The organism is Aeromonas bivalvium, from assembly GCF_046078285.1.
Lineage (GTDB): Bacteria > Pseudomonadota > Gammaproteobacteria > Enterobacterales > Aeromonadaceae > Aeromonas > Aeromonas bivalvium.
This window is the reverse complement of the sequence record NZ_JBGXBV010000005.1, coordinates 107,871-132,023: the sequence shown is the minus strand read 5'-3', so window position 1 is coordinate 132,023 and position 24,153 is coordinate 107,871. Positions and strand designations below refer to the sequence as shown.

General features: G+C 62.6%; 30 protein-coding genes. 13 read left to right on the top strand and 17 right to left on the bottom strand.

Annotated features, from left to right (window positions below):
* Positions 1 to 217: 217 nt before the first annotated feature.
* Complete coding sequence (locus ACEUCR_RS13250; protein WP_408790722.1) at positions 218 to 541, top strand: hypothetical protein; 324 nt, start codon at positions 218 to 220, stop codon at positions 539 to 541.
* 82 nt (positions 542 to 623) lie between these two features.
* Here the strand turns inward: ACEUCR_RS13250 and atcC are convergent, their stop codons facing one another.
* Genes atcC through atcJ form a run of 4 tightly spaced genes read right to left on the bottom strand, consistent with a single transcriptional unit; the run spans position 624 to position 3,156 of the window.
* A complete protein-coding gene (gene atcC, locus ACEUCR_RS13245; RefSeq protein ID WP_408747746.1) occupies positions 624 to 1,526 on the bottom strand; it encodes a cold adaptation protein AtcC in 903 nt (300 codons plus the stop codon).
* Positions 1,527 to 1,537: 11 nt separating this feature from the next.
* Complete coding sequence (gene atcB / locus ACEUCR_RS13240) at positions 1,538 to 2,305, bottom strand: cold adaptation protein AtcB (protein ID WP_408760303.1); 768 nt, start codon at positions 2,303 to 2,305, stop codon at positions 1,538 to 1,540.
* A 12-nt stretch (positions 2,306 to 2,317) separates the two neighbouring features.
* Complete coding sequence (gene atcA, locus ACEUCR_RS13235; protein WP_408790719.1) at positions 2,318 to 2,848, bottom strand: cold adaptation protein AtcA; 531 nt, start codon at positions 2,846 to 2,848, stop codon at positions 2,318 to 2,320.
* Positions 2,849 to 2,871: 23 nt separating this feature from the next.
* Positions 2,872 to 3,156 carry a cold adaptation protein ActJcold adaptation protein ActJ gene (atcJ, locus tag ACEUCR_RS13230; protein WP_042001949.1) on the bottom strand — a complete coding sequence of 95 codons (285 nt, stop codon included), beginning with the start codon at positions 3,154 to 3,156 and terminating at the stop codon, positions 2,872 to 2,874.
* A 287-nt stretch (positions 3,157 to 3,443) separates the two neighbouring features.
* Between atcJ and ACEUCR_RS13225 the strand changes: the two genes are divergently transcribed.
* The gene (locus tag ACEUCR_RS13225) at positions 3,444 to 3,863 is read left to right on the top strand and encodes an EF-hand domain-containing protein (RefSeq protein WP_042001951.1); all 420 of its coding nucleotides are present in this window, start codon (positions 3,444 to 3,446) and stop codon (positions 3,861 to 3,863) included.
* A gap of 68 nt (positions 3,864 to 3,931) precedes the next feature.
* On the opposite strand, the gene ACEUCR_RS13220 is transcribed toward ACEUCR_RS13225, so the two are convergent.
* Genes ACEUCR_RS13220 through ACEUCR_RS13205 form a run of 4 tightly spaced genes read right to left on the bottom strand, consistent with a single transcriptional unit; the run spans position 3,932 to position 7,661 of the window.
* Positions 3,932 to 4,462 (bottom strand): protein disulfide oxidoreductase, encoded by a 531-nt coding sequence (locus ACEUCR_RS13220; protein ID WP_408790716.1) that lies wholly within the window; start codon positions 4,460 to 4,462, stop codon positions 3,932 to 3,934.
* Between the two features lie 3 nt (positions 4,463 to 4,465).
* A complete protein-coding gene (locus ACEUCR_RS13215; protein WP_392441507.1) occupies positions 4,466 to 5,197 on the bottom strand; it encodes a DsbA family protein in 732 nt (243 codons plus the stop codon).
* Complete coding sequence (locus ACEUCR_RS13210) at positions 5,194 to 7,236, bottom strand: protein-disulfide reductase DsbD family protein (RefSeq protein ID WP_408790711.1); 2,043 nt, start codon at positions 7,234 to 7,236, stop codon at positions 5,194 to 5,196. The genes ACEUCR_RS13215 and ACEUCR_RS13210 overlap by 4 nt, the downstream gene beginning before the upstream one ends.
* A gap of 50 nt (positions 7,237 to 7,286) precedes the next feature.
* Positions 7,287 to 7,661, bottom strand: coding sequence for a hypothetical protein (locus tag ACEUCR_RS13205; RefSeq protein ID WP_111873159.1), 375 nt, complete (start codon positions 7,659 to 7,661; stop codon positions 7,287 to 7,289).
* A gap of 175 nt (positions 7,662 to 7,836) precedes the next feature.
* Here ACEUCR_RS13205 and ACEUCR_RS13200 point away from each other — a divergent pair, with 175 nt between their 5' ends.
* The 4 genes from ACEUCR_RS13200 to pspG all read left to right on the top strand — a co-directional run bounded on the left by ACEUCR_RS13200 (position 7,837) and on the right by pspG (position 9,973).
* Entirely contained in the window at positions 7,837 to 8,565 is a 729-nt protein-coding gene (locus tag ACEUCR_RS13200; protein ID WP_408790708.1) for a 1-acylglycerol-3-phosphate O-acyltransferase, read from the top strand.
* Positions 8,566 to 8,770: 205 nt separating this feature from the next.
* Positions 8,771 to 9,433, top strand: coding sequence for a phage shock protein PspA (gene pspA, locus ACEUCR_RS13195; protein ID WP_111873161.1), 663 nt, complete (start codon positions 8,771 to 8,773; stop codon positions 9,431 to 9,433).
* A gap of 2 nt (positions 9,434 to 9,435) precedes the next feature.
* A complete protein-coding gene (locus tag ACEUCR_RS13190) occupies positions 9,436 to 9,642 on the top strand; it encodes a PspC domain-containing protein (RefSeq protein WP_111873162.1) in 207 nt (68 codons plus the stop codon).
* Positions 9,643 to 9,757: 115 nt separating this feature from the next.
* Complete coding sequence (gene pspG / locus ACEUCR_RS13185) at positions 9,758 to 9,973, top strand: envelope stress response protein PspG (protein ID WP_042001975.1); 216 nt, start codon at positions 9,758 to 9,760, stop codon at positions 9,971 to 9,973.
* A 59-nt stretch (positions 9,974 to 10,032) separates the two neighbouring features.
* Here pspG and ACEUCR_RS13180 read toward each other — a convergent pair whose 3' ends face one another.
* Positions 10,033 to 10,392 (bottom strand): GIY-YIG nuclease family protein, encoded by a 360-nt coding sequence (locus ACEUCR_RS13180; protein ID WP_111873163.1) that lies wholly within the window; start codon positions 10,390 to 10,392, stop codon positions 10,033 to 10,035.
* Positions 10,393 to 10,434: 42 nt separating this feature from the next.
* Positions 10,435 to 11,358: an EamA family transporter RarD gene (gene rarD, locus ACEUCR_RS13175; RefSeq protein WP_111873164.1), complete on the bottom strand. Its 924-nt coding sequence runs from the start codon at positions 11,356 to 11,358 to the stop codon at positions 10,435 to 10,437.
* A gap of 101 nt (positions 11,359 to 11,459) precedes the next feature.
* On the opposite strand from rarD, the gene ACEUCR_RS13170 reads away from it, so the two are divergent.
* Positions 11,460 to 12,050 carry a uracil-DNA glycosylase family protein gene (locus ACEUCR_RS13170; RefSeq protein WP_408790704.1) on the top strand — a complete coding sequence of 197 codons (591 nt, stop codon included), beginning with the start codon at positions 11,460 to 11,462 and terminating at the stop codon, positions 12,048 to 12,050.
* Here the strand turns inward: ACEUCR_RS13170 and ACEUCR_RS13165 are convergent.
* Entirely contained in the window at positions 12,047 to 12,904 is an 858-nt protein-coding gene (locus ACEUCR_RS13165) for a DMT family transporter (protein WP_408790701.1), read from the bottom strand. The genes ACEUCR_RS13170 and ACEUCR_RS13165 overlap by 4 nt on opposite strands.
* A 90-nt stretch (positions 12,905 to 12,994) precedes the next feature.
* On the opposite strand from ACEUCR_RS13165, the gene ACEUCR_RS13160 reads away from it, so the two are divergent.
* Positions 12,995 to 13,888 carry a LysR substrate-binding domain-containing protein gene (locus ACEUCR_RS13160; protein WP_042001988.1) on the top strand — a complete coding sequence of 298 codons (894 nt, stop codon included), beginning with the start codon at positions 12,995 to 12,997 and terminating at the stop codon, positions 13,886 to 13,888.
* Between the two features lie 118 nt (positions 13,889 to 14,006).
* Here ACEUCR_RS13160 and znuB read toward each other — a convergent pair whose 3' ends face one another.
* Both znuB and znuC read right to left on the bottom strand, forming a co-directional pair.
* Positions 14,007 to 14,786 carry a zinc ABC transporter permease subunit ZnuB gene (znuB, locus tag ACEUCR_RS13155; protein WP_042001991.1) on the bottom strand — a complete coding sequence of 260 codons (780 nt, stop codon included), beginning with the start codon at positions 14,784 to 14,786 and terminating at the stop codon, positions 14,007 to 14,009.
* 20 nt (positions 14,787 to 14,806) lie between these two features.
* Complete coding sequence (znuC, locus tag ACEUCR_RS13150) at positions 14,807 to 15,571, bottom strand: zinc ABC transporter ATP-binding protein ZnuC (protein ID WP_408790697.1); 765 nt, start codon at positions 15,569 to 15,571, stop codon at positions 14,807 to 14,809.
* A gap of 93 nt (positions 15,572 to 15,664) precedes the next feature.
* On the opposite strand from znuC, the gene znuA reads away from it, so the two are divergent.
* Positions 15,665 to 16,606, top strand: coding sequence for a zinc ABC transporter substrate-binding protein ZnuA (gene znuA / locus ACEUCR_RS13145; protein WP_408790694.1), 942 nt, complete (start codon positions 15,665 to 15,667; stop codon positions 16,604 to 16,606).
* Positions 16,607 to 16,653: 47 nt separating this feature from the next.
* Entirely contained in the window at positions 16,654 to 17,328 is a 675-nt protein-coding gene (locus tag ACEUCR_RS13140; RefSeq protein WP_408790691.1) for a transglutaminase-like cysteine peptidase, read from the top strand.
* On the opposite strand, the gene ACEUCR_RS13135 is transcribed toward ACEUCR_RS13140, so the two are convergent.
* Together ACEUCR_RS13135 and ACEUCR_RS13130 are read right to left on the bottom strand one after the other, a co-directional pair.
* Positions 17,323 to 18,264 carry a TAXI family TRAP transporter solute-binding subunit gene (locus ACEUCR_RS13135; protein ID WP_408790689.1) on the bottom strand — a complete coding sequence of 314 codons (942 nt, stop codon included), beginning with the start codon at positions 18,262 to 18,264 and terminating at the stop codon, positions 17,323 to 17,325. The genes ACEUCR_RS13140 and ACEUCR_RS13135 overlap by 6 nt on opposite strands.
* On the bottom strand, positions 18,261 to 19,562 hold the full coding sequence (locus ACEUCR_RS13130) for a LapD/MoxY N-terminal periplasmic domain-containing protein (RefSeq protein ID WP_408790685.1): 1,302 nt from the start codon (positions 19,560 to 19,562) through the stop codon (positions 18,261 to 18,263). The genes ACEUCR_RS13135 and ACEUCR_RS13130 overlap by 4 nt, the downstream gene beginning before the upstream one ends.
* Positions 19,563 to 19,821: 259 nt before the next feature.
* Here ACEUCR_RS13130 and mepM point away from each other — a divergent pair, with 259 nt between their 5' ends.
* On the top strand, positions 19,822 to 21,159 hold the full coding sequence (mepM, locus tag ACEUCR_RS13125) for a murein DD-endopeptidase MepM (RefSeq protein WP_042002008.1): 1,338 nt from the start codon (positions 19,822 to 19,824) through the stop codon (positions 21,157 to 21,159).
* Between the two features lie 88 nt (positions 21,160 to 21,247).
* On the opposite strand, the gene ACEUCR_RS13120 is transcribed toward mepM, so the two are convergent.
* Positions 21,248 to 22,192 carry a D-2-hydroxyacid dehydrogenase gene (locus tag ACEUCR_RS13120; protein ID WP_392441524.1) on the bottom strand — a complete coding sequence of 315 codons (945 nt, stop codon included), beginning with the start codon at positions 22,190 to 22,192 and terminating at the stop codon, positions 21,248 to 21,250.
* Positions 22,193 to 22,350: 158 nt separating this feature from the next.
* On the opposite strand from ACEUCR_RS13120, the gene ACEUCR_RS13115 reads away from it, so the two are divergent.
* Complete coding sequence (locus ACEUCR_RS13115) at positions 22,351 to 22,932, top strand: YjaG family protein (RefSeq protein WP_042002012.1); 582 nt, start codon at positions 22,351 to 22,353, stop codon at positions 22,930 to 22,932.
* Positions 22,933 to 22,992: 60 nt separating this feature from the next.
* Here the strand turns inward: ACEUCR_RS13115 and ACEUCR_RS13110 are convergent, their stop codons facing one another.
* Entirely contained in the window at positions 22,993 to 23,463 is a 471-nt protein-coding gene (locus tag ACEUCR_RS13110; RefSeq protein WP_408747762.1) for a MarR family winged helix-turn-helix transcriptional regulator, read from the bottom strand.
* Positions 23,464 to 23,624: 161 nt separating this feature from the next.
* On the opposite strand from ACEUCR_RS13110, the gene ACEUCR_RS13105 reads away from it, so the two are divergent.
* Positions 23,625 to 24,152 carry a hypothetical protein gene (locus ACEUCR_RS13105; protein ID WP_111873286.1) on the top strand — a complete coding sequence of 176 codons (528 nt, stop codon included), beginning with the start codon at positions 23,625 to 23,627 and terminating at the stop codon, positions 24,150 to 24,152.
* Position 24,153 lies beyond the last annotated feature (1 nt).

Below are 24,153 nucleotides of genomic sequence, written 5' to 3'. Positions count from 1 at the left end.
TCACGGCGTTCCCCTGCGGTCGGTATGGGGGAGTCATTATATCCCTGACAAAATGTGGGCCAATGACGCTTAGGGGGTAGTCCACCCTGGGCGAGAGCCGCCGCTGCCCCAGGTCCTGCGCCTGTTTTCCCTGGTCTCCTCTTCTGTCTGGCGCCGTTTCGGGTCATGATGAAAGCTTCGAACGAACCACTTTTAAGCTGACCCCTCTGGAGGCGTGATGAGACCCTATGCCCTGTTGTTGCTTTATCCCCTGATGTGGCAGGCCGAGGCCAGCCCGAACGAGCCCGTGCAGGAAGGCACCCTGGCCAATCAGCAGCTGATCCGGGATGCCATGGTGGGGGTAGCGGGTTGGGTGGCGACCAAGGGGTGTGACGCACCGGAGCGCTTCGTGCCCGTGGTGCTGCAACGCCCCGAGGGGGAGCCGGGCAGTCGCTACTGGCAGGAGCGCTGGACGGTGACGGGCTGTGGCAACGACTATCCCGTGGTGATCGATTTTAGGGAGACAGGGATGCAGAGCGCCATGTGGACCATTGCCCCATAGGGGCGGCGCCGATCTGTGAGCGACACAGATGACAACGCCCGGCAAGCCGGGCGTTGGAACAGAGTGAAGGGAAAGACCCTCATCAGAAGTCGTGGTAGAGGGGCCAGCCAAGCAGCGGGTGCTTGAGACCTGCGCGCATCTCCATGTTGTCGAGCTTCTCCGGGGAGGCATCCTCTTTTTGCAACTGCTGGTACTGGCGTACAAACCCCAGGGTATGCAGCAGGTTCGGCACAAAGCCCGGGCTCAGCTCCTGGCGCAGGGCGGCGGCCATGTCGGCAGGCAGCGCGCTCAGCATCAGGGTGAGCTGGGCGGCGAGATAGTCGGTGTCATACCAGTTTTCGTCGAGCTCAATCTCCCGCGCCAGTTTGCGCTTGAGATCCTGCTTCACCTTGAGGGGAGCGGCGCCACTGCCCTTGCCGCACAGGATGCGATAGAGCAGGGCCTCGGCCAGCTTGTCCTCCATGGTGGGGTGGTCGCTCTCGCAGGCGAAGAAGTGCTGATCGATAAGCTCCATCAGGCGGCTCTTGTTGTGCTCGGCCAGCGCCTTCTCGTACTCCTGCCACCCTTGCCACTCCTCGATGTCCGGGGGGCTCGAGATCTTGTCCAGCAGGCGCGCATCCACGTCACCATAGAGGCTGTTGCCGGTCTGTTTGGGGCTGACGGTGATGAGCATGGACCAGCCCTTCTGGAACGGCTTGATGGGGCCTTCCGGCGCCTGCAGCAGCGCCAGCGCCTTGGCCGGATCCCGCGCCGAGAGCTCCTGCAACCCCAGGCTCACCACACCGATGACGTCGTGGGCGGCCTGTTCCAGCAGGTGCATCTTGTACTTGTTGTAGTACTTGTCGGCGAATTTGAGGCTCATCAGCACCGCCTTGCCCTTGATGGCGGCCAGCTGCTGCTCGCTCAAACGTTCGTGCTCCGTGCCAAAGCGCAGCACCTGGGTCAAAAAGGGGCCCTGGTTGGCATCGCGAATCACTAACTGCATGGGTGGGCTCCTTAATCCAGAAAGCTGAACATGTCGTCGACGTCGCCGTACTCGTCTTCCTCGACCTTGTTCTTCTCTTTGGCCTGCATCACCAGCTCGGCGGCAAACTTGTTGATGATGCCGTCCCAGGTGGAGTGCTCGTTGCGCAGCAGCGACTTGATGGATTTTTCCACCTCGGGGGCCAGCTCGCGAATGAGCATCAACAGGCTTCTCGGGTCATCCAGGGCGTAGTCGTGGACATCCTCGCTCTGCTGGCGCTCGCTGTAGGCGAGGGACTCCTCGAGATCCTCCTCCTCGGCGTGCAGCACGTCGCGATAACCTTCGTCTTCATCAAAACGATCGCCGCGATAGAACTCGATAAAGGGGATGGCGAGGTAGAAGAGGCCTGCCGGATCCTCGGCCACGCATTCGAGGATCTCCCGCTGCTTGGCTTCGCTCTCCTGGGTGCGGATCAGGTAGTTGAGGAAGTCGAAGGTGTGCTGTTGCAGCTCGTCGGCGTTGTGCTTGATCGCCTCTTCCCAGTAGAGGGGCTGCTGGCAGACGATGTCGCGGATCCGCTCCGGGGTCATCAGCTCGGAGATGATGGAGGGGAAGGAGATGTCGTGCTGGCCGTTGATCTGGGTCAGGGTAACGATATCAATGTTTTCAATCACTTCTGCCAGCTGGTCGTCGGACATTGTCTTGGCGATCAGCTCGAACTTCTCGCTGGCCTGCTTGGGTTCGACCACGGCCAGCTCTTTGATCTCGATGGCGGTAATTTCTATCAGACTGTTGCTCATGCCTTGCCCCAATTAGAAACGGACTTCGTCGTACATATCCTGCTCGCCCTGGTCGTCGCTGCCGCCATGATAATCGGCGTCGGCGTCTTCCCCGTCGTCATCTTCTGCGTCCCGCAGCTCAAGGTCGTCATCGGCACCGCGGCTGCCGCGGGGCAGGGGGTTGTCGAGCAAGAACAGCACGGCGCAGGCTTCCATCAGCTGATCTTCGCTCTGGGCCCGCACCGCTTTCACCAGCGGCAGGGCGGCGTTGTTGAAGGCGACGCTCACCTTGAACTCGTCCCATGAGGGTTGTACGCCGCTGGCGAGCCACTGGTTCCACTGCCCCTTGGCCTTGGGCGGGAACTGCACCCGGCCATGGAGGGCGAGCGGCAGGTATTCGGGCATGAACTCCAGCATGCTCATGTCGGCCAGCAGCAGGGCCTTCATCTGGTCGGTGAACTGCTCGAGTCCCTTGGGGTCGTCCTGATCCCGATAGGATTCGATATTCTCGCTGGCATCGCTTTGCAGGGCCTTGAGCCGTGCCTGGTCCCATTTTCTTTGCATAGTCGCTCTTCTTGCCTGGTGGCTCAGGGGTAGAACTGGTCCCACATCTCCTGCATGGCAGCAGCGGGATCGGTCACGATGACGTTGTTGAAATCCTTGATGAAGGCGGCCCGCTGTTTCGGATCGGACAACACCTCATAGGCTTGCTTTATCTGGTGCAACCGGATGGCTGCCTGCTCTTTCTCTTCTTCGCTCGCCCCGTGCAGCTTGTCGGGGTGGTACTGGTTCGACAGCCGTCGATAGGCTTTCTTGATGTCGTTTTCACTGGCGTTGGACTTGACGCCCAGCACCCGGAAGTAGTTGTTCATGACGGATCCTGCCTCACTGGCATGGTGGAATTCATCCTGTGCTGGCCTGGTGGCGGAACGTCGGCAAACCAGGCACGGCAAAAACCGGAGATTTTAACGGAAAGCGCCCGCCATCGCCATGAATAGGAAGAAAAGTAACCAGAGGACAGTGTGGCCGGTGCGCCTTGTGATCTGCCTCCCGGTGGGGGAGGGCCCCGGGACTACACTACAGGAGGCGCCGGGGGTTGCCTTGGCGATCTTCAGCAGGACTCGGCCATACCGGGATCCTTACTTAGGAATGAACAGCCATGCTGAAATTTTATCTTCTGCCTATGGTACTGCTGGGCGGTCTTGCCATCGCCGCCGATGAGAGCCTCGATGAGCCCCTGATGTTCATCAAGGGAGACATCACCAAGGCCCAGTTCATGGAGAGAGCCGAGCAGCGTTTTGCCCGGCAGGACAGCGACAAGGATGGCACCCTGTCGGTGGCCGAAAGAGAGGCCGCCATGGCCAGGATGCACGAGGCGATGCAGCAGTCAGGCAAGGCCATGCCGGGTCGAATGGCCAGCATGAAGCCGAAGCAAGATCTGACCAAGGCGCAGTTCATGGAACGCCATGAGACCCTCTTCACCCGCCTGGACAAGAATGGCGACGGCGTGATCGACGAGGCCGAGCGAGCCAGCGCCAGGGGGCGGCTCGGGCAGGGCGCCATGGCGCCCGCGCAATAGGGGGTAGCCAGCCTACAGATAAAAAAGAGCCCGGTCGTCATACCGGGCTCTTTTCATTGTGATGGGGCTCAAGCCTGCCAGCGGGCCCACAGCAATCGCAGCTGCAAGCCCCAGCGACTGCTCCAGCCCGTGGTGCTGCTCACCACCTTGCCGTCCTTGATGATGAGGAAGCTGGGGGTGACGCTCACCTGCCAGCGGGCGGCGAGCGTCCCCTGTTCATCGTTGTGGGTGGGAAAGCTCAGCCCCTTCCTGGCCATGCCCTGCTGCAACCTGGCGTCGTCGCCGGAGCGCAGCGCCACCGTCAGCACGTTGCCACCATCCTGCCAGATCTGCTCCACCGCCGGGGTGGTGAAGCGGCAGACGGCGCACCAGCTGGCCCAGTAGTAGACCAGCAGCGGCCGCTCCCGGCTCATGGCCTGCAGGTCGGCCTGGGTGCCATCTTGCAGGGTCAGCACGGGCAGGAGGCTGCCTTCCGGCAGCGCCGGGCTGCGCCACAGATCCAGCACGGTCGAGATGATCAGGGCAAACAGCAGCAGCCAGAGCGCTTCCTTGCCCCAGCGGCGCCAGCGGGGTGCCTTTACAACTGCATCCTCAGACATGGTTTAGCTCCGCTTGGCCAGCTCGGCTTTCACCAGCTGCTCCAGCTCTTCATAGGGAATGGCGCCCGGCACCAGCTGGTTGCCGATCAGGGTCGCCGGTGTGCCCTGAACCCCCAGCAAGGTGCCGATACGCAGGCTATTGCGCAGCTCTTCGGTGGCCTTGTCTCCCGGCTTGAGCGCCACATTGCCGGTGGCGGCCAGCGCCTTGTTGATGTCCGCCTCGGTCAGCATGCCCTGCTTGCTCATCAGCTTGTCGTGCAGGGGGAGGAAGCGGGCCGGATCCTGCTGCCACAGGGTCAGGCTGTACTGGGCCGCCTTGGCGGAGGTCTGCCCCTTGAACGGCAACAGCTTGATCACCAGCCCCAGATCGTTCGGGTAGGCCTTGAGCAGCTTGGTGACCTGGGGATCGAACTGCTTGCAGTAGGGGCAGTTGTAATCGGTGAACAGCACCAGAGTCAGCTTGGGGTGCTTGGCCCCAAGGCGCGGGCTGGTGGCGCTATTGAACAGCACGTCTTTGTTGCCCTTGATGAAGTCGCCGAGCTGGGCCGCCTGATCCGCAGCGTTCTGTTTCTCCCAGGATTCGGCTGCTTCATCCAGGATCTTCGGATTCTGGACCAGGGTCTCGCGGATGAGCTCCTTGATGCGGGCCTCCTGCTCCGGGGTGAAGGGGGCGGCGTGCAGGGCCGGGGTCAACAGGGAGCCCAGCAGGGTCAGGGCGAGCAGGGTCGGTTTCATTTGGTTTCTCCTTGAGAGGGGGCAATACCGGCTTGCGCCAGGGTGGCAAGCAGGGTCGATCGGTCCAGCAGGGGGGAGAGGATCTCGCCATCCGTCAGGCCGGGCCCGTAGATCTGGTTGAAGGGAATGGCCACGCTGCCGCGCTGGCGCAGGAAGCTGGCGATGCCGTCGGAGGGGCGGCTCCAGTCCCCGCGCAGGGCCACCACATCGGGGGCGCTCAGGGCCTGTTGCACGTCATCTCGCAGCAGTACGTTGAATTTGTTGGCCTTGCAGGTGATGCACCAGTCGGCGGTCACATCGACGAAGACCCGCTTGTTCTGGGCCAGTGCCAGTTCGATGGCCTGCTCCGAGAGCGGCTGCCAGTCGACCCTGTCCTGCTGGGGCTTGCCGTCCAGGGTGAAGGCGCCGCCGAGCAGCAGGGCCCCACCCAGCAGGCAGCCCAGGGCCAGCCCCAGGGTCAGCGTGCGTATGCCGTGGCGCCAGACGACGGCCAGCAGCAGGGCCGTCAGCATCAGGGCCATCAGGATCAGCATCCAGAAGGGGCCGACGTGGTTGCCGAGCAGGCTGAGCAGCCAGAGGCTGGAGCCCAGCATCATCAGGCCGAGCAGGGTGCGCAGGCGCCCCATCCAGCGGCCCGGCTTCGGCAGCCAGAGCGCGAGGCGGGGGACGGCTGCGATGAGCAGCCAGGGCAGGCTCATGCCCACACCGAGCGCGGTAAAGATGAGCCAGAGCTGGCCCAGCGGCGCCCCGAGGGCAAAGGCGACCGCAGTGCCGAGGAAGGGCGCGGAGCAGGGGGTGGCCAGCAGGGTGGCAAAGCAGCCCTGCAGGAAGTGACCCCCCAGCCCCTGACCGCCGCTGGTGGCCAGGCGGGTATTGAGCTTGCTCGGCAGTCGCAGCTCGAACAGCCCCAGCAGGTTGGCGCAGAACAGCGCCGTCACCACCACCATGAAGCCGATAAACCAGACGCTCTGGAACTGTATGCCCCAGCCGACCGCCCCCTGAGTGGCGCGCAGCAGGGTGCTCATGAGCGCCAGCGCCCAGAAGGAGACCAGGATGCCGGCACTGGCCGCCAGGAATTGCAGGCGCACCGGGCGGCGCTCCCGGCTCTCGAGCTGCAGCACCGACCCCAGCTTGAGGGCCAGCACCGGCAGCACGCAGGGCATCAGATTGAGGATGAGCCCCCCCAGCAGCGCCGCTCCCAGCAGCCAGAGCAGCGACTGGCCGCCGCTTGGCAGGGTCAGGGGCTCACCTATGCGGACCTCGCTCTGCCAGGCCTGCTCGCCGCTCGTCAGCACCAAGCCGAGCTGCTGGGTCCGGATATCGGGGGCATCCCCCTGCCAGCCATCGCTGACCGGGATGCGGGCGATCAGGGTGTTGCCCTGTACCTCCAGGCTGGGCTCGCCAAATTCGGCCCCCTCCAGGCGCTGGAGGAAGACCTGGGGATCCTGCCAGCCCTGGGGGTTGTCGGCGGTCAGTTGCAACTGGTTCTGCCGGTAGCCCGCCTCGAGGGTGACCGTGCCCGGCAGGGCCTGTGGCAGTGTGCTCATCGCCTTGGCATAGGCCAGGTCGAACCCTTCGGGGGCAGCGCCATCTTGCGCCAGGGTGAAGGGGTAGTCGGTCAGGATGCAGACGTTGCTGCAGGTCGAGAGGCGCAGGGTGCCCGTCAGTGCCTCGCCGCCGCTGCGGGTGAGGCTGATGGGCAGGCTGACGTCCCCCTGGTAGCCCTGGGTCGAGATGCCGCTGACGTCGAACCGCCTGGGCACTGGCCAGTGCCACTGCGCCGCCGGCTGGGGGGCATCCCAGAGGATCTCGGGGGCTATGCCCCCTTCCCCCGGGTTCTGCCAATAGGTTTTCCAGCCGGATTCAAGCTGCAGGCTGAGCAGCACCCGGGGGGCGGCGGGATCCCGGGTGTCGGCTTGCAGCCGCACCCTGGCGTGATCGTTCTGGGGGCTGGTGAGCCAGCCGGTGTCGCTGGCCAACCCAGAGGATTGCCACAGCAGGCCACCCAGCAACAGGGCGGTCTTGATGATGTTTGACATGTTGTCGTCTCTTGAAAATGAAAGTCAGGGTGGAGAAAACCGCCCCTGACTCATTCCCGCCAGACGCAGAGAGTGAGATGCAATCGCCGTTCTGGGGGCGAGATGTTGATGGGGGGAGGGAGCGCGGGTGAGCGGCGCGACAGGGGCGCCAGCAGGGCAATCACGAAGGCGATGGCGAAGAAGAGTTGTTCGGCGCAGAGCAGGCTCGCGGCGCTGAGCCACTTGCCGTTGAGCTGGCAACTGCTGGGCTGGGGCGTCGCGGTTTCCTCGTCGGCATCGACGCTGGACGAGGCGAGGGGCTGCATCTGGCAGCTCAGTGCCTGGTCGAGCTGTGCCAGCCTGGCCAGCGGCTGGGCCGCGCAGTTGAGCACCAGGATGCAGACCAGCAGCAGGAGTCTTGTCGCCACGCGTTGTCGCAAAATCATGCTCGTCCTACCCTGTTGAATGGGGCACATCCTATCGATCAACCCTGGTTTGGGCAAGTGAGCAGGAGCCGAGCGACCACATGGACCGGTTGGGGTGGTCGGTTCTGTCTGGCGAACGCTTGTTCGCTAAAAGGGGGATCAGTATACTGCGCCGAATCTTGCTTAGAGGTGTTCGATGCTTAAACTTGCCCGTATTCTGCTGCTTGGCCTGCTGCTCATCGTCTGGTTCGTGCTGGCCTTGCTGCTCTGTCTGGTGCGTCCACGTCATCCCAACAACGTCTATGTCTTCGCCCGCATGTACCATGCGGTCTGTCCCCTCATCGGGCTCAAGGTCCGGGTCACCATTGCGGACGAGGTCAAGTCGGTGGGGCCGGCCGTCTATGTCTGCAATCATCAGAGCAACTTCGATATCTTCACCGTGACCGGCGCCGTCATGCCCGGGGTGGTGGCGGTGGGCAAGAAGAGCCTGCTGTGGCTGCCCTTCTTCGGCCTCATCTTTTGGCTCTCCGGCAACGTGCTGATCGACAGATCCAACCGTTCCCGGGCCATCGGCACCATAGGCCAGGTGGTGAGCCGCATCAAGGGGCGCGGCACCTCCATCTGGATGTTCCCGGAAGGAACCCGCTCCCAGGGGCGCGGCCTGCTGCCGTTCAAGGCCGGCGCCTTTCATACCGCCGTTCAGGCCGAGGTGCCCGTGGTGCCCATCGTCTGCTCCAGCTACTTCGGTCAGGTGGACCTGAACCGCTGGGACAACGGCGAGGTGCTGCTGGAGATGCTGCCCCCCCTGTGCAGCAAGGAGCATGGCGCTGCCGGCATTCGCGAGCTCTCCGACACCTGTCGGGAGAAGATGGCAGCCAAGCTGGCACAGCTGGACGAGGCCGTCGCGCGACAGCGTGCCGCCTGACGGAACACAGGATCGCAAAGGGAGCCAATGGCTCCTTTTTTATTGGTTAAAATGACCAACTAGTTGGTGTATTTTGCCAACTTCATCCCCTTGCAATATGAATGAAAATCCTTATCTATCTGTAAGTAAAGGATAAATAACCTTGGCACGGCTCTTGTAATGACTTGGGATGAGATAGCCATCCCCATGAACAAGGAGCCAGACCATGAGTGTATTCAGCCGCCTTAGCGATATCGTCAATGCCAACCTGCACAGCCTGCTCGACAAGAGCGAGGAGCCGGAGAAGATGCTGCGCCTGATGATCGAGGAGATGGAGCAGGTGCAGGTCGATATGCGAACCCAGGCCGCCCGCCTCATCGCCGAGCAGAAACAGCTGGAGCGCCATCAACAGGCGCTGCGCCACCAGATCCGGGAGTGGTCGGCCAAGGCCGAGCTCGCCATCGGGAAGGGACGTGAGGATCTGGCCCGCGCCGCCCTTGGCGAGAAGCTGGCCGAGGGCAAGCGGCTCGCGCAGCTCGAACAGGATCAGGCGCGCCTGGCCGAGGTGCTGGCCCAGCTCACCGCCGACAGCGAACGGCTCGGCGCCAAGTTGACCGAGGCTCGCGAGAAGCAGAAGCTGCTGGCCCTGCGCGAGCAGACCGCCCACAGCCGGATCCGGGCCCGTGCCCAGCTGGACAATCGTCGCATGCACGAGCTGATGGCCCGCTTCGACGGTGTGCAGGGGCGGGTGGATCAGCTGGAAGCCCAGCTGGAGGCGGCTACCTTCGGTCAGAATCCGTCCCTGGAGGCCCAGTTCCGCGAGCTGGAACTCAATGACGAGATAGAGCGCGAGCTGGCCCGCCTGAAAGGCCAGAAGGCGGAGGCATAACCATGAGCCCCTGGCCCAAAGATCTGGCCCATCGCAAGCTGGCCGGAGTCTGCGCCGGTATTGCCAGGGGGCTTGGCGTCTCCCGGGTGGCGGTGCGGGTCGTGGCGCTGGTGGTCCTGATCCTGATGCCCCCCTTCGCCCTGATCGCCTATCTGCTGGCGGTGATGCTGATGCCGCCACGCCACCAGCTCAAGCGCTGGCTGGATTGAGCGGCTCCCGGCGAGCCCGGCAGCAGAGGCGCCATCTTGTGGGCAGGGGCCATGGCCCTTGCCCGAGTCCGGTTGACCCGGCTACCCAGAAGCAGCCCGGCTGCGAGGAGTGACTATGTTGGAATGCTTGGTCTTGCTGGCCGTGCTGATCGTGATGGCCATGGCCGGGTTCACCGTGCTGGCCATGGTGGTGGTGAGTGGGGTCTTCATGCTGTTTGGCGCCCTGGCGGGCATGATAGGGCTGGTGTTCAAGCTGGCCCCCTGGCTTGTCCTGGGCCTGGTCATCTACTGGCTGCTGGGCAACCGGCGCCGCAGTCAGGGCTATCGCTGAGTTGACATCCCTCTTCTGGGGTGACACCTGTCCTGCCTTGGCCACCGCTCGGATCCACATCATGGCGGTGGCCTTTCTGTTGATGATCCGGTTCCCTGGGTGAGCAGCCACTGCTGGCTGAGGGCTTGCCAGCGTTCGGGTTGCCGGATCAGGGCCTCCTTGCTGGCCTTGCTCTGCCGCTTGAGACGGTACTCCAGGCGCAGGGCCGCGCCATGCTCCCCGACCGCTTGCCACCAGGCCAGGGCGAGGGGCCCCTTGCCACGCAGGGCTCGGGCCCCTCGACCGCTCTGGTGCTGGCCGAGTCGGCGCTCTGGGTCCGTGCTGATGCCGGTGTAGAGGCTGCCGCTCCCGGTGCGCACCATGTAGATGAACCAGGGGCCGCCGGCGGCCTGCGGCGCATCGGGCGGGGTGTGACTCATTGTGGCTCCCGTGCAAGTGCCCCGGCGGGGCTGTGAAGGCCATTATCTATCTTGTGGCGCCTCGGGCAAGGGGGCAGCCTCAGGGGGGAAGGCCTTGCCCTGACGCAGCCTGTGCAAGGGCAGCAGGCTCACCAGCAGGCCGGCCCAGACGAAGGCGAAGCCCACCGACTTCACCGGATCCGGCGATTCGCCAAACCAGAAGAGGGCGAGCAGGAAGGCGAGGCTAGGCTCTATGTATTGCAGCAGGCCGACCGTGCTCATCCTGGTTCTGAGCATGCCGTAGCAGAACAGGCCCACCGGCAGCAGGGTGGCGGGGGCGCTGCCCATCAGCAGCAGGCGATCGGCCCAGTCCCCCGCCAGGAAGGTGCTGTTCCCCTGCCAGCCGAGCCAGCCTATCACGAGCAGGGCCAGGGGCAGCTGCACCAGGGACTCCAGGTAGAGACTGGTGCTCGGCCCGTAATGCACCTTCTTCTTGAGCAGGCCATAGAGGGCGAAGTTGGCCCCCATGATCAGGGAAAACCAGGGCAGCTCGCCGTAGGAGAACAGCATGTAGGCCAGCCCCGCCAGGGCCAGGGCGACCGCCAGATGTTTCTGTACCGTGAGCCGCTCTTTCAGGAAGATCACCGCAAAGGCGATGTTGAACAGGGGCGTCATGAAGAAGGCGAGGCTGGTGGCCAGCACCTGGCCCGTGGTCAGGCACCAGGTGAACATGCACCAGCTGATGGACATGACGGGGCCCGCCAGCAGGATGAGACCAAGCTGGCGGGGCTCGCTGCGCAGGCGTGGCCAGGGGATCCGTACCCCGAGCAGCAGGAAGAGGGCGCCCAGCAGCACAACAGACCAGAGCACCCGGTGGGAGAGCAGCTCCCACATGTTGACCTCGGGCATGAACTGGTAATAAAGGGGCAGCAGGCCCCACAGCACGAATGAGAGGGCCGCGCTGCCCGTCCCCAAGCCGTTTTTCATCGTCGTCCGTTTATTAAATTAAACAAATTGGGGCGCATCATAGGCAGCCGGTACGACTTGCACAAGCGGATGCGGGGGAAAACTCTGTTACTATCGGCGCCATGAACCGACTCGATATCCTGTTTGAACAGATCCGGGCCTGCCGGTTGTGCGAGGCCCAACTGCCGCTCGGGCCCAGGCCGGTGATCCGCGGCAGCGAGCATGCTCGTCTGCTCATCATCGGTCAGGCCCCCGGCACCCGGGTACACGCCAGCGGCATCCCCTGGGACGACCCTTCCGGCGATCGCCTGCGCCACTGGCTCGGGGTGGACAAGGCTACCTTCTACGACGAATCCCGCATCGCCATCATGCCCATGGGGCTCTGTTACCCGGGCCGCGGCCAGTCGGGAGATCTGCCGCCGCGCCCGGAATGTGCCCCCACCTGGCACGACAAGGTATTGATGCTGCTGCCCCGTATCGAGCTGACCCTGCTCATCGGTCAGTACGCCCAGCGCTACTACCTGCGGGAGGCGGCCAGAGGGAGCCTCACCGAGACGGTGCAATGCTGGCGCGATTACGGCCCCGGCTGGCTGCCGCTGCCCCATCCTTCCCCGCGCAACACCCTCTGGCTCAAGAAGAATACCTGGTTCGAGCAGGAGGTGGTCCCCCATCTGCGTCAGCGGGTTGCCCCGCTGCTTGACCCGGCTGGCTAGAGCGCCGGCTCTGCCTGGGGTTTTGACTTGCCGCGTGCCATGGCGACCAGCGGAATGATGATGCACAGGCAGCCCAGCAGCAGCGGCAGGCCGGGTTGCTCGTCAAACAGCCAGGCACCAATGGCGACCGCCGCCAGCAGACCCGTGTATTCCGCCGAGGCGATCTTGCTCGCCTCCGCCTTGCGATAGGCCAGCACGCACAAGCCCGCATAGACCATGATCAGCGCCGAGGAGCCGAAGGCGGGCCACCACATCTGCCACTGCCAGTTGCCCCCTTCCCACCAGGCCAATGCCAGGATCAAGGGCATGCTCAGCACATTGGTGAAAAACAGGGTCTGGGCGATGGGTTGCTTGAGGGGGATCCGCTTGATCAGCAGGTTGTTGAGGGCCAGGGAGAGCGCCACTCCGAGCGCCGCCAGAGCGGCCCAGTTCACCTCGGTCGGCCGCAGCACGATGAGCACGCCGACGAAACCGATGAGGGCCGTCGCCACCTTCTGGCGTGACAACGCTTCTCCCGCCAGCCAGACCGCCAGCGGCACCATCAGCAGCGGCGCCGCATAGAAGAGGGCGTTGGCGGTGGCCAGCGGCAGCTGGGTCAGGGCCACCACCATGAGGCAGACGCCGACCGCCCAGATATGGGCCCGCAGCAGATGCCACTTGAGTGCCACCGGCGGGTTGCGCCGCCAGGACCAGAGCAGCCAGGGCGCCAGCAGCAAGGCCGCCGAGAGCTGGCGGAAGAAGACGAACTGGAAGATGGGCTGATCTGGCTCCAGCACCTTGACCAGGGCGTCGGAGAAGACGGCAACCAGGTTGCCGAGTACCAGATAGATCATGCCTGCCGCCACTGAATTCATACTGTCTCCTCACTTGATGGACTCAGGGTAGCGGGACGCTGACTATTGGGTAAAATGATAAAAAAACACCATTCATGAGATTTATAGATAATGAAGCTGCCGCCCCTGCGCGCCGTGCAATATTTCGAAGTGGTCGCCCGCCTGCTGAGCTTTTCCCGTGCGGCCCTGGAACTGAACGTCAGCCAGAGCGCGGTCAGCCACCAGATCCGCCTGCTTGAGGACTTTCTGGGGGAGCGACTGCTGCTGCGCCAGGGGCGCTTGCTCTCCCTCACCCCCCAGGGAGAGCTCTACTTCGAGGGGATCGCCGCCGGGCTCGGCCAGATAGCCCAGAGCAGCGAACAGTTGCGGGGCGGGGCCCAGATGCAGTTGCGACTCGCCGTCTACAGCTCCTTCGCGGTCAAGTGGCTGATCCCGCGCCTGGCCGGGCTGCGCCAGCAGTGTCCCGAGCTGGATCTGAGCCTGGAGATGGTGGCCGAAGATCCCGTGCTCTCGGATCGTATCGCGGACTGCTTCATCACTGTGTGTCCCAACGCGCGAGGCTACAGCCACACCCTCATCTATCAGGAGCGGCTCTTCCCCGTCTGCAGTCGCAAGCTGCTGGCCCAGGCGAGCGGCGACTGGCCGGATGCCATCTGGCAGTTGCCGCTGCTCTCGGTGCAATCCATCTACAAGTCCCGGGGGGAGGATTGGCAGCGCTGGGCCGAGGCGGGCGCCATGGGGGTGCCGGAGACGGTGCGCATGCACCACTTCAGCCACATGCTGATGGCGGTGGAGGCGGCGGCCTGGGGTCAGGGGGTGACCTTTGTGAACGACTACATGGTGCCCCCGGACGATCCCCAGCTGGTGCGCCTGCCGGTGCATCAGCTGGAGACGGGGGATGCCTTCTACTTCACCTGCAAGCGGGGGCGAGCCCATGAGGCGGCCATCAGCCGGTTGCGCCAGTGGCTGCTGCTGGAGACGCGCCAGAGCCTGCCTCTCCCCTGAACGGGAAAGGTTCAGGCCTTGTTGAACTGGCTCAGGATAAAGAGGCTGGTGGCGCAGACCACGATCGAGGGGACTGGATCTGGGGTGGCCTGACAAAGAGGTTCAGGCCACCCCAGGCTCAGGCCTTCTTGAACTGGCTCAGGATAAAGAGACTGGTGGCGCAGACCACGACGGACGGACCCGCAGGGGTATCCTGGAACCAGGAGAGGGTCAGGCCCCCCAGCACGGCCAGACAGCCGATCAGGGCCGCGAAGCCGGCCATCTGCTCCGGGGTCTGGCTGAAGCGGCGGGCGGTGGCGGCGGGAATGATCAGGAGCGAGGTAATGATCAGCGCCCCGACAAACTTCATGGCCACGGCGATCACCAGGCCTATCAGCAGCATCAGCACGCAGCGCAGTACATCCACCCGCACCCCTTCCACCCGGGCCAGCTCTTCCGAGATGGTCATGGAGAGCAGGGGATCCCAGAGCCGCCACAGGGTGAGCAGCACCAGGGCGCCGCCGCCGTAGATCCAGAGCAAGTCCATGGGCTGCACCGAGAGCAGGTCGCCGAACAGGTAGGCCATCAGATCCACCCGCACATTGTCCATGAAGCTCAGGGTGACCAGGCCAAGGGAGAGGGCGCTGTGGGCCAGGATGCCGAGCAGGGTGTCGGTCGCTACCTGCTGGTTGCGGCTCATGATCACCAGCAGCATGGCCATGGCGAGGCAGCAGACCACCACCGCCAGGGTGAGATCCACCTGCAGTAGTATGCCGAGCGCGATGCCGAACAGGCAGGCATGGGAGAGGGTGTCGCCAAAATAGGCCATCTTGCGCCACACCACGAAGCTGCCCAGCGGCCCGGCCAGCAGGGCGATGCCGAGGCCGGCCGCGAGGGCATATAACAGAAAGCTGTCCACTTGAATGTCCTTAGCTGTGCTTATTGCTTGCGAGCGGGCAGGCGGATGACGGGGGCCTGCGGCTCATGATGATGGTGTTCGCCGTCGCAGTGGTGATGATGGGTGTAGACCGCGAGCACCTCCCGCTCTGGTCGACCGAACAGGCGGGCAAATTCGGGATGACGGGCCACGCTCTCGGGCTCGCCGTGGCAGCAGACGTGGCCGTTCAGGCAGATCACCTCGTGGGTGCTGGCCATCACCAGGTGCAGGTCGTGGGAGACCATGAGCACGGCGCAGTCAAACTCGGCGGCCAGCTGGCTGATGAGGGCGTAGAGCTCTATCTGGCCCGTGATATCCACCCCCTGGACCGGTTCGTCCAGCACCAGCAGCTCGGGCTTGACCAGCAGGGCGCGGGCCAGCAGCACCCGCTGCATCTCGCCGCCGGAGAGTTTCTGCATCCGGTTGTCCAGCAGATCCTGGGCGCCGACCCGGCTCAGGGCCTCTTCGATGGAGAGGCGACCATTCTTGCCAAGCTGGAGGAAGCGGCGCACCGTCAGCGGCAGGGTGGGGTCCAGATAGAGTCGCTGGGGCACATAGCCTATCCGCAGGCTGCCACGGCGCACTATGTGCCCCGAGTCAGGCTTGAGCAGGCCAAGCACCAGCTTGCTCAGGGTGCTCTTGCCGGCGCCGTTGGGGCCGACCAGGGTGGTGATTTTGCCTTTGTTGAGGGTAAAGGAGACCTTGTCGAGCACGAGTCGCCCGTCGAAAGAGAGACAGATCTCCTTCAGCTCCACCAGTTGGGTCATGACAGCTCCGGGGTTTACAGGCAATGAGAGTTATAATATAACAGTCCGGTTTTCTGTTATATTATCACATTCATCTGTCCTGACGAGATCCCTATGCGAATTCTTGCCCTGCTCACCGCCTTGTTCGTGGTCAGCCTGCCGGTGCGCGCCACCACAGTATTGACGACCATCAAACCCCTGGGCTTCATCGCCGCCGCCATCACGGATGGGGTGAGTGAACCCCAGGTATTGTTGCCCACCGGCGCCTCTCCCCATGATTTTTCCCTGCGCCCATCGGATGTTCGCACCATCAACAAGGCCGATCTGGTGGTCTGGGTCGGCCCTGAGCTGGAAGGCTTCATGGCCAAGCCGCTGGCCAGTCATCCCCATGTGGTGACCCTGACCCAGGTGCCCGGGATGCCGCTGTTCAACTACGCGACTCAGGGCGCCCATCATGATGGCGAGCATGAGCATGAGCATGAGCATGAGCATGCCGCCCATGAGCACGGTGGCTATGATGAAGGCCATGAGGGGCATCACCACGAGGGAGTGGATCCCCATCTCTGGCTGGGGCCAACCCAGGCCAAGGTGATAGCCAAGGCGATCGCAACCGAGCTTGGCAAGCTGGACCCGGCCAATCAGGCCCGCTACACCGCCAACCTGGCCACGTTCGATGCCAAGGTGGATGCCAAGGACAAGGTGATCGCCCAGCAGATGAAGGCGGTCAACCAGAAGGGTTATTTCGTGTTCCATGAGGCCTATGGTTACTGGGAGCGTCACTACGGCATGAGCTCCAAGGGCCATTTCACCGTGAGCCCGGAGCGTCGCCCCGGCGCCAGGACCCTGGTGGAGATCCGCAAGGCGCTGGAAGAGAAACAGGCGAGCTGCATCTATGCCGAACCGCAATTCTCGCCGGCGGTGATCGAGTCGGTGGCCCGCAATACCGGCGCCAAGGTGCTGCTGCTCGATGAGGTGGGTGAAACGGTCGCCCTGGGGCCGGATGCCTATCCCAGTTTCATGCAGCAATTGGCCGATGCCTTTGGCCAGTGCCGATAGACCCAGGGGTCTATACTGACCTCCAGCCCTATTGCGGAGAGTCGTGCATGAACCGGATTGCTCTGATGTTATGGGGGGTTGCGCTGGCCAGTGCGCCGCTGCACGCCTCCCAGTTATCCACTTACCTGGCGGACCCCCAGTTGCAGGCGAAGCTGGCGGATGTGTATGGTCAGGGAGCCGTGAAGCGGGCGCAGGCCTATGCCCGCCTGTTGAGCCCTCGCGCCGGTACCACGGATCAACAGAAAATTACCTTGGTAAACAATTACTTCAATAACCTCACCTATAGCGTGGATCCCAGGCTGTGGGGCATGGATGATTATTGGGCCAACCCGATCGAGTTCATCGGTGCCAGGGGAGGGGATTGCGAGGATTACAGCATCGCCAAGTATTACACCCTGATGGAGCTGGGGGTGGAGGAGAAGAAACTGAGGCTGGCCTATGTCAAGGCGGTGAAGTTCAACCAGTTTCACATGGTGACGCTTTACTTCCCGACGACCAAGTCAGACCCTCTGGTGCTGGACAACATCAATGGCCGCATCCTCCCCGGCAGTCAGCGCACCGACCTGATCCCTGTCTACAGCTTCGATGCCAAGAGCATCTGGGTCATGAAGTCACGTCGGGAAGGCACCCTGGCGGGCAGCGCCGACAGATTGGCACAATGGACTTCCATGAAGAGCCGCTTCTCCAGCGAGCACCTGCGATCCCCCCGTCGCCAGCTATAGTTTTCCCGCCGTCTTGAGCTCGGCGAAGTAGCGAGCCGCCCCGGCATGCTGGGGCGCCATCAGCACGGCGCCCGTCTTGTTGCGCGCCCGGTGAAACAGGTTGGCGTAACCATAGGTCTGTTCGTTGAACTGGATCTGCTGGCCCAGCATGGCCTTGGTGAGTCGGTAAACGTCAGCTTCCGGTACATCTTCCCGGCTAACCAGAGTCGCTGCGATGGCGAAGGTGGGGACGGGCTTGGTATTGCCCGGATAGATCCGCGCCGGGATCCGGCTGGGTTGATAATAGGGGCGGCCCTTGATGAGCTGGTCACGCACAGCCCCCTCGATCGCCATGAAGGTGATGGGGCAGCGTTTGGCCGCATCGAGCACCATGCGGTTGGGATGGCCGATGACGAGGGCGACGGCGTCTATCCGCTTGTCACACAGGGCTTCGGCCACATTGCCCACGCTCTTCAGATCGAGATCCTGCTCCCGTGATCCCACTACGGCCATCAGGGCCAGAGCCGTCTTGCGCGTGCCCGATCCCTTGAGACCCAGATCGATAGGAGCCGTCTTGAGCTGCTCCAGGCGGGTGATATCGCCATCGGCGCGTATCATCAGGGTGAAGGGTTCGGCGTGGGTGGCAAACAGGCTCTTCAGCCCGGGTTGGGGGGCCCCCGCAAATGCCCCTTCTCCTTTGCTGGCCTGATACAGCCAGTCCGACTGGACGATGGCGTAATCACTCTTCTTTCTTGCCAGTCGGTCCAGATTCTCCAGGGAACCGGATGTCGCATTGGGCTGGCAGCGCATGTCCTCATCCTGCTCATGGGCCAGTCGGCAAAACTCCTTGGCCATCTGATAGTAAATGCCTTGCTCCGAGCCCGTGTCTATCTTGAGCGGGGAGGCGGCCTGAAGGGAGGGGGCCAGGAGCAGGGGCAGCAGAGACCAGATCTTCATGATGATGCTCCCGCGGCATAGCCATCGATACCCCAGGCTCTCAGTATGTCGCTGTCAGTGATGGAACTGGCCTCGGCCAGCACCGTATAGCCTGAGCCATGCAGGTTCTGGCTGACCAGGTTCCAGTAGAGAGGGGCGTTGGTGACGGCCAGACTGATGAAGGTGGGTTTGACGGGATCGAGCAGGGTCAGCACCTCGTTGTTGAGGGGAATGGCACTGAAGGCCTGCGCCACCCCGGCACGCTCCAGCGCCATGAAGGCGATGACCCCATTGGCCGGCAGGGTGGCCAGATCCCAGCGCCAGTCGATGACCCGTCCCTTGGGCACCCCGGCCAGGGTTGTCGCCAGCTGATCCCACTCTTCATGAGCGAGCAGGCTCAGGGGCAGGGAGAGTCCATCATGGCCACGGTCGAGCCAGTCAGTCACGGCCTGTTGCAGTGCCGTGATGGAGGTCTCGCACGAGAATGGCTTAAGGGGCAACAGGCGGCGATACAACAAGATGTCGCCCTGGGTGGAATAGAAATGCTGCTGCTGCCACCTCTCATCGAGGGGGCGCAGGTTGAGCAGCGGCAGATGGCTGCTCGCTTCCTGCTGTTTGCCGAGCTGGGCGATCTTGAGCCTCTGCTGCAGCATGTCCCGCTTGCGCTCCGAGACCAGTTGGTTGACCGAACCCGCCACCGCCTTGAGCTCCTTGAGCCAGGGAGTGGGCAGCTCAGAACCGTAGTGGTGTTTGCGCACCAGATCGAGCTGTTGATTGATCTCGACCAGGGGACGCAACAGGCGATGGCAGATCCAGGGGATGAGCAGGCTGAATACCAGGAGGCCGGCAAGCAGGGCGAGGCCGGTGCGGCTGATGGCGCCCCACAGATGCTGGTAGGCATAACCGCTGTGCCCTTCCAGGGTCAGGCTGCCCAGTATGCGCCAGCCATCGGTCAGTTCCTGCTCGACCTTGACCGGGGGCATGGCGATGAGGTGGGGCAACCAGGCGGGGACGTTCTGCTGGGTGCTGGCAAAGACCTTGTGAAACAGCATCTGGCCATCCGGATCTATCAGGGTGATGGCGCTGACGAAGCCGCCGTCGAACATGGCGTTGACTATGGTCTCCGCCAGCACCTTGTCCTCGTTGAGTAGGGTACCCTGAAGCACCAGACCGAGGGCGGTAATGGCGGTCTCAAGATTGGCCGACATCTGGTCGAGGATAGATTGTCGCACCGTGGTGATTTCCAGCATGAACAAGAGCACGGCGCCAATCAGGAACAAGATGATGATGATCCCGTTTAACAATTTTGCTAACGACATAGCCACTCCCTGGACAAGGTTAAGCAACATGGGCGGGTCAGAGGCGATCAGGATCTGATCTGGTTCTTAAAAGTAGGAAAAAATGGCGGAAAGGGGGTGATCTTTTCTGCCAAAGCGTGCCTGTTATGAATAAAATGTGATTCTGGTGCGAATTGCAGTGAACTTTTCAGGTTATGCAGGGTCAAATGTGCAGCTTTATGCAAATTAATAACAACGAATTGACCCCATAACACTCTCAGAACTAATGACAGGAAAGCGGATGAAACGTCTTCGTCCCTTGGTGGCGAGTGCTGCCAACTGGGAACCCCCGGTTCCCCGCAAACATTTCTATGCCATGTTGTTGCTGACGGGGCTAACCCTGTCTGCGGTGGCCATATTGCCTGCGCCTGGCGATATTCTGGAGCGCCCCTTGCGTCTCGAGTTGCCGATCTCGACCAGCGGCACCGCCACCAATGAAGACAACACGGAATTCAACGCCATCCCGGACCATGAATTGATGGATCCGGCGCTGCCCGATGATGACATCCCCGCCGATACCGGTCCCGAGTGGCAGGACTACCGGGTGCGCAACGGGGAAAACCTCACCACCATCTTCAACACCCTGGGTCTGTCGACGACCACCCTCTACAAGGTGCTCGATGCCGATGGCAAGAACAACCTGGCCCGGCTCAAACCGGGGCAGAACATAGAGCTGCTCATCGATCAGGACAACATCCTGCAAGAGATGAAGATCCGCCTCAATATCAAGCAATCCCTCGAGTTCAAGCGTGTCGACGACAACTACAGCGTCAACATGATCACCGAGGCGGTGGAGTGGCAGAAGCGAGGCTTCGATGGTGTCATCAATGGCAGCTTCTATGTCAGTGCGCGCAACGCCGGGGTGCCGGCCAGCCACATCAAGAAGATTGCAAACCTGTTCCAGTGGCGCCTCAATTTTGCCAGCGATCTGAAGAAGGGTGACAAGTTCAAGGTCCTGATGCAGCAGGAAACCGTCCAGGGCAAGAATACCGGCAACAGCCAGCTGCTGGGGGTCGAGGTGCTGAGCAAGGGCAAGCGTTTCTCCGCCTGGCTGGCGGAAGATGGCAATTATTACGATGCCGAGGGCCAGAGCCTGGAGCGCGGTTTCCGTCGCTATCCGACCCATAGCCGCTATCGCATCAGCTCCACCTTCAACCCGGCGCGTCGCCATCCCATCACGGGCCTGGTGCGCCCCCACGAAGGGACCGACTTCGCCATGCCCATCGGCAGCCCTGTGCTGGCGACGGGGGACGGTGTCGTCCTCAAGGCGACCCGTCACCCCCTGGCGGGGACCTATGTGGTCATCAAGCACGGCCGCACCCTGACGACCCGTTACCTGCACCTGAGCAAGCTGCTGGTGAAACCGGGGCAGAAGGTGAAGATGGGGGACAAGATAGCCCTCTCTGGCAACACGGGCCGCTCCACCGGTGCCCACCTGCATTACGAGGTGCGGATCAACAATCGCCCGGTCAATCCGATGACGGTCAAGCTGCCGATGGCCGAGCCCCTCAGCGGCAAGGCCAAGCGCCAGTTCCTCGCCAAGGTGCAAGGCTATCGAAAAGAGCTGGCGGCGAGCTGATCCCCGCCGGCATAGCCATCACGAAAAAGAGCCCGTCCGGGCTCTTTTTTGCTTGATGGGGAAGAGTTAGCCCAGGCTTGGCAGGGCCTTAGTAACCCTTGTCAAAATCGATGCGGCCATCGAGCGGCTGGCCATCGAGGAAGCGAATGTAGTTGCGCACGAAGATCTGGGCCACATCCTCGGGGAAGCTGTAGGCACTGTTGTGCGGGGTCAGGGTGAGGTTGGGAGTCGACCAGAGCGGGCTGTCACCGGGCAGGGGCTCCTGTTCGAAGACGTCCAGTACGGCGTGGGCCAGCTTGCCGGCCGCCAGGGCGTCGAGCAGATCCTGGGTGTGGACGGCGCTGCCCCGGCCGACGTTGAACAGTATGCTCTGGGGCTTGCAGTGCGCGAAGCGTTCCCGGGTGAAGAGGTGATGAGTCTCGCGGGTGGCGGGCAGCACGCTCACGACCACGTCGCTCTGTCCCAGCAGGCGGTTCAGGGCCGCCAGTTGATAGACCTCGTCGAACCCGGCCCGCTCGTGGCCGCTGCGGCTCACCCCCAGTACCCGCATGCCGAAATGGCGGCCGGTCTGGGCGATATGCTGGCCTATGCTGCCGGTACCGAGGATCAGCAGCGTCTTGCCCTTCAGGCCCTGATAGGGATGGCTCTGCCAGATCCGCTGCGTCTGCTGCTCGCGATAGCGCGGCAGCTGGCGCGTCAGGCTGAGCAGCTGGCCGAACACATATTCGCTCATCAGCGGGCCGAAGATGCCCCGCACATTGGTGAGCTGATAGTCACGGCGGCAGCGGCTGTCGAGCAGCACATCGACCCCGGCATAGCTGGATTGCAGCCAGCTGAGCTTGTTCGCCTTGGCCAGCAGGGGTTTGGCGCGAGCGGGCTCGGCCAGCAGTATGTGCGCCTCGCCGATGAGCGACTCGGCCTCGGCTGGGGTGTCGGCGCGCAGAATGCGAAGATGGGGCAGACGGGCAGCCTGGAGCAGGCGCTGATAGTGGGCATTGTCCTGACTGAGCAGCAGCAGGGTACGTTGGCTCATTGGCGAATTCCTCATAAGGCATGCGGCGGGGACAGGAGCCGCTGCCTTCATCTTACGCGACTTGCCAGGGCAACAAAGTCGACCAGCTCGCTTTTTCGTTTTCGCCGCGCCCCCCGTGGGCTACAATCTGCCCCACATTTTGTAAAGGATCCCCCGCCGTGTTTGGTGACAAGTTTTATAAGCGACTGGCCGAGCTGCAGCCTTGGCAGCAAACCGTCTATACCCTGGCCCTGGCCGAGCGTATGTATCCGAACTATGCCCTGTTTGCCCAGGCCTCCGGCTTCGGTGATGCCAAGGCCTATCGCCATGCCCTGGATCAGATGTGGAACTACCTCACGGTCAAGGGCTCCCGGGTCAATCTGGGGGCCATTCTGGAGGCGTTCGAGGTCTATATTCCCGAGCCCAGCAAGTTCGAGTCCTACGGCGCCTACCCGGCGCTGGATGCGTGTGTGGCGCTGGGCTGCGCCTACAACTCGGTGATCTGCCGGGTGGGGGAAGAGGCCACGGATGCCAGCCACGCCTCGGTGGGCACAGTTGCGGGTTTCATCGAGCTGCTGGCAGAGCGGGAGCTGACGGAAGAAGAGCTCTACGAGCACGAATACATGGAGGCGGAGCTGGAGTTTCAGGTCGAGCTGCTCAAGCGGGTCGCCCATGAGCGTGACAGCGACCGCATCCTGGCCATCAAGGGCTTCGCAGCCCAGGACGGTGTCTCCAATATCGGCATCTCGCTGGACGACTAGATCCGCGCGACGTTCAGATGAAAAAAAGCTCCCCTCGGGGAGCTTTTTCGTTGATGGGATTCAATCCGTGAGGGGGTTGACGCTGAGCACGGGGGCGGCATCTATGTTGCTGGCGTTCATCATGTGGGAGATGCGCTGCAGGGAAGAGAGCAGCAGCGTCTGCTCCCACCCTTCCAGTGCCTGGAAGCGCTGGATGAAATGATCCTGCAGCGGTGTCGGCGCATTGCTGAGCAGTTGCCTGCCTTGTTCCGTCAAGGTGGCGTGGACCTTGCGCTTGTCGGTCTGGCTGCGCACGCGCTCCACCAGCTGACGACTCTCCAGCCGATCCATGATGGTGGTGGCGGTGGCCTGACTCATGTTGGTGTGGTTAGCCAGCTGGCGCATGGAGATCTGCCCCAACTCATTTATTCCTTTGAGCAGCAATAGTTGTGGTGCTGTCAGGCCCGCTTCTTTGATCAGGCGCTTCGAATGCATATCGATGGCGCGGATGATTTGGCGCAGCGCGATCAACACTTCATCATGTTTTTCCATGGGTTAAGACCATTAAAGGGGCGTTGTGGGAGCGGATTCTCGGACTTATCAGTATTCCGGTCAATAGGCTCAGCATGGTAATTAGTTTCAGGTCGAAGCATTTTTATGTTATTTTGTGTGCCCTTTGCCAAATTTAAACCTGATATTTGAGGAACGCTATGATGATAAACGATCTGGATATCAAGTCTCTGGTTGCCGAGTTAACCGTGGTGCGCGTGCGCTATGAGCTGCCTGACACCTCAGCCTTCATCCGTTATCAACCCCGTTATGATGAGGATCCCAACACCCTCAAGGTGCACCATTACGACGGCGAGATCCCGCTCTCTTGCACCAACACCGGGGAGTTCACCCTCAAGGCCCTGGTCAACGAGCTGCGTTATGCCTATGTGCTGGTGCATCTGTTCCCCGATGAGAGCGCCATGAACTTCTATCTCTCCGGCCTGGACAATGGTCTGGCCCAGCTGGAATTCATCGGCGGCAGCTACGACTTCAATCGCCTCTGGATCAGCAGCGGTATCTCCAACTGCGGCATTCCCATGGCCATCTTCCTCGGCAAGCGCCACGCGGTGAATGGCCAGCCCTCCGTCAGCCTGGTCGACCACAGGGAAGAGAGTGCCGGCAAGCTGGTCTACCGCGCCATCGGCGGCGCCGGTGACCATGTCGGCGAAGACTTTTACAACCAGGACTAAG

Excerpts from the sequence above, each read along its gene's own strand:
- ACEUCR_RS13250 (WP_408790722.1), top strand. The coding sequence starts at position 218 with ATGAGACCCTATGCCCTGTTGTTGCTTTATCCCCTGATGTGGCAGGCC.
- atcC (WP_408747746.1), bottom strand. The coding sequence starts at position 1,526 with ATGCAGTTAGTGATTCGCGATGCCAACCAGGGCCCCTTTTTGACCCAG.
- atcB (WP_408760303.1), bottom strand. The coding sequence starts at position 2,305 with ATGAGCAACAGTCTGATAGAAATTACCGCCATCGAGATCAAAGAGCTG.
- atcA (WP_408790719.1), bottom strand. The coding sequence starts at position 2,848 with ATGCAAAGAAAATGGGACCAGGCACGGCTCAAGGCCCTGCAAAGCGAT.
- atcJ (WP_042001949.1), bottom strand. The coding sequence starts at position 3,156 with ATGAACAACTACTTCCGGGTGCTGGGCGTCAAGTCCAACGCCAGTGAA.
- ACEUCR_RS13225 (WP_042001951.1), top strand. The coding sequence starts at position 3,444 with ATGCTGAAATTTTATCTTCTGCCTATGGTACTGCTGGGCGGTCTTGCC.
- ACEUCR_RS13220 (WP_408790716.1), bottom strand. The coding sequence starts at position 4,462 with ATGTCTGAGGATGCAGTTGTAAAGGCACCCCGCTGGCGCCGCTGGGGC.
- ACEUCR_RS13215 (WP_392441507.1), bottom strand. The coding sequence starts at position 5,197 with ATGAAACCGACCCTGCTCGCCCTGACCCTGCTGGGCTCCCTGTTGACC.
- ACEUCR_RS13210 (WP_408790711.1), bottom strand. The coding sequence starts at position 7,236 with ATGTCAAACATCATCAAGACCGCCCTGTTGCTGGGTGGCCTGCTGTGG.
- ACEUCR_RS13205 (WP_111873159.1), bottom strand. The coding sequence starts at position 7,661 with ATGATTTTGCGACAACGCGTGGCGACAAGACTCCTGCTGCTGGTCTGC.
- ACEUCR_RS13200 (WP_408790708.1), top strand. The coding sequence starts at position 7,837 with ATGCTTAAACTTGCCCGTATTCTGCTGCTTGGCCTGCTGCTCATCGTC.
- pspA (WP_111873161.1), top strand. The coding sequence starts at position 8,771 with ATGAGTGTATTCAGCCGCCTTAGCGATATCGTCAATGCCAACCTGCAC.
- ACEUCR_RS13190 (WP_111873162.1), top strand. The coding sequence starts at position 9,436 with ATGAGCCCCTGGCCCAAAGATCTGGCCCATCGCAAGCTGGCCGGAGTC.
- pspG (WP_042001975.1), top strand. The coding sequence starts at position 9,758 with ATGTTGGAATGCTTGGTCTTGCTGGCCGTGCTGATCGTGATGGCCATG.
- ACEUCR_RS13180 (WP_111873163.1), bottom strand. The coding sequence starts at position 10,392 with ATGAGTCACACCCCGCCCGATGCGCCGCAGGCCGCCGGCGGCCCCTGG.
- rarD (WP_111873164.1), bottom strand. The coding sequence starts at position 11,358 with ATGAAAAACGGCTTGGGGACGGGCAGCGCGGCCCTCTCATTCGTGCTG.
- ACEUCR_RS13170 (WP_408790704.1), top strand. The coding sequence starts at position 11,460 with ATGAACCGACTCGATATCCTGTTTGAACAGATCCGGGCCTGCCGGTTG.
- ACEUCR_RS13165 (WP_408790701.1), bottom strand. The coding sequence starts at position 12,904 with ATGAATTCAGTGGCGGCAGGCATGATCTATCTGGTACTCGGCAACCTG.
- ACEUCR_RS13160 (WP_042001988.1), top strand. The coding sequence starts at position 12,995 with ATGAAGCTGCCGCCCCTGCGCGCCGTGCAATATTTCGAAGTGGTCGCC.
- znuC (WP_408790697.1), bottom strand. The coding sequence starts at position 15,571 with ATGACCCAACTGGTGGAGCTGAAGGAGATCTGTCTCTCTTTCGACGGG.
- znuA (WP_408790694.1), top strand. The coding sequence starts at position 15,665 with ATGCGAATTCTTGCCCTGCTCACCGCCTTGTTCGTGGTCAGCCTGCCG.
- ACEUCR_RS13140 (WP_408790691.1), top strand. The coding sequence starts at position 16,654 with ATGAACCGGATTGCTCTGATGTTATGGGGGGTTGCGCTGGCCAGTGCG.
- ACEUCR_RS13135 (WP_408790689.1), bottom strand. The coding sequence starts at position 18,264 with ATGAAGATCTGGTCTCTGCTGCCCCTGCTCCTGGCCCCCTCCCTTCAG.
- ACEUCR_RS13130 (WP_408790685.1), bottom strand. The coding sequence starts at position 19,562 with ATGTCGTTAGCAAAATTGTTAAACGGGATCATCATCATCTTGTTCCTG.
- mepM (WP_042002008.1), top strand. The coding sequence starts at position 19,822 with ATGAAACGTCTTCGTCCCTTGGTGGCGAGTGCTGCCAACTGGGAACCC.
- ACEUCR_RS13120 (WP_392441524.1), bottom strand. The coding sequence starts at position 22,192 with ATGAGCCAACGTACCCTGCTGCTGCTCAGTCAGGACAATGCCCACTAT.
- ACEUCR_RS13110 (WP_408747762.1), bottom strand. The coding sequence starts at position 23,463 with ATGGAAAAACATGATGAAGTGTTGATCGCGCTGCGCCAAATCATCCGC.
- ACEUCR_RS13105 (WP_111873286.1), top strand. The coding sequence starts at position 23,625 with ATGATAAACGATCTGGATATCAAGTCTCTGGTTGCCGAGTTAACCGTG.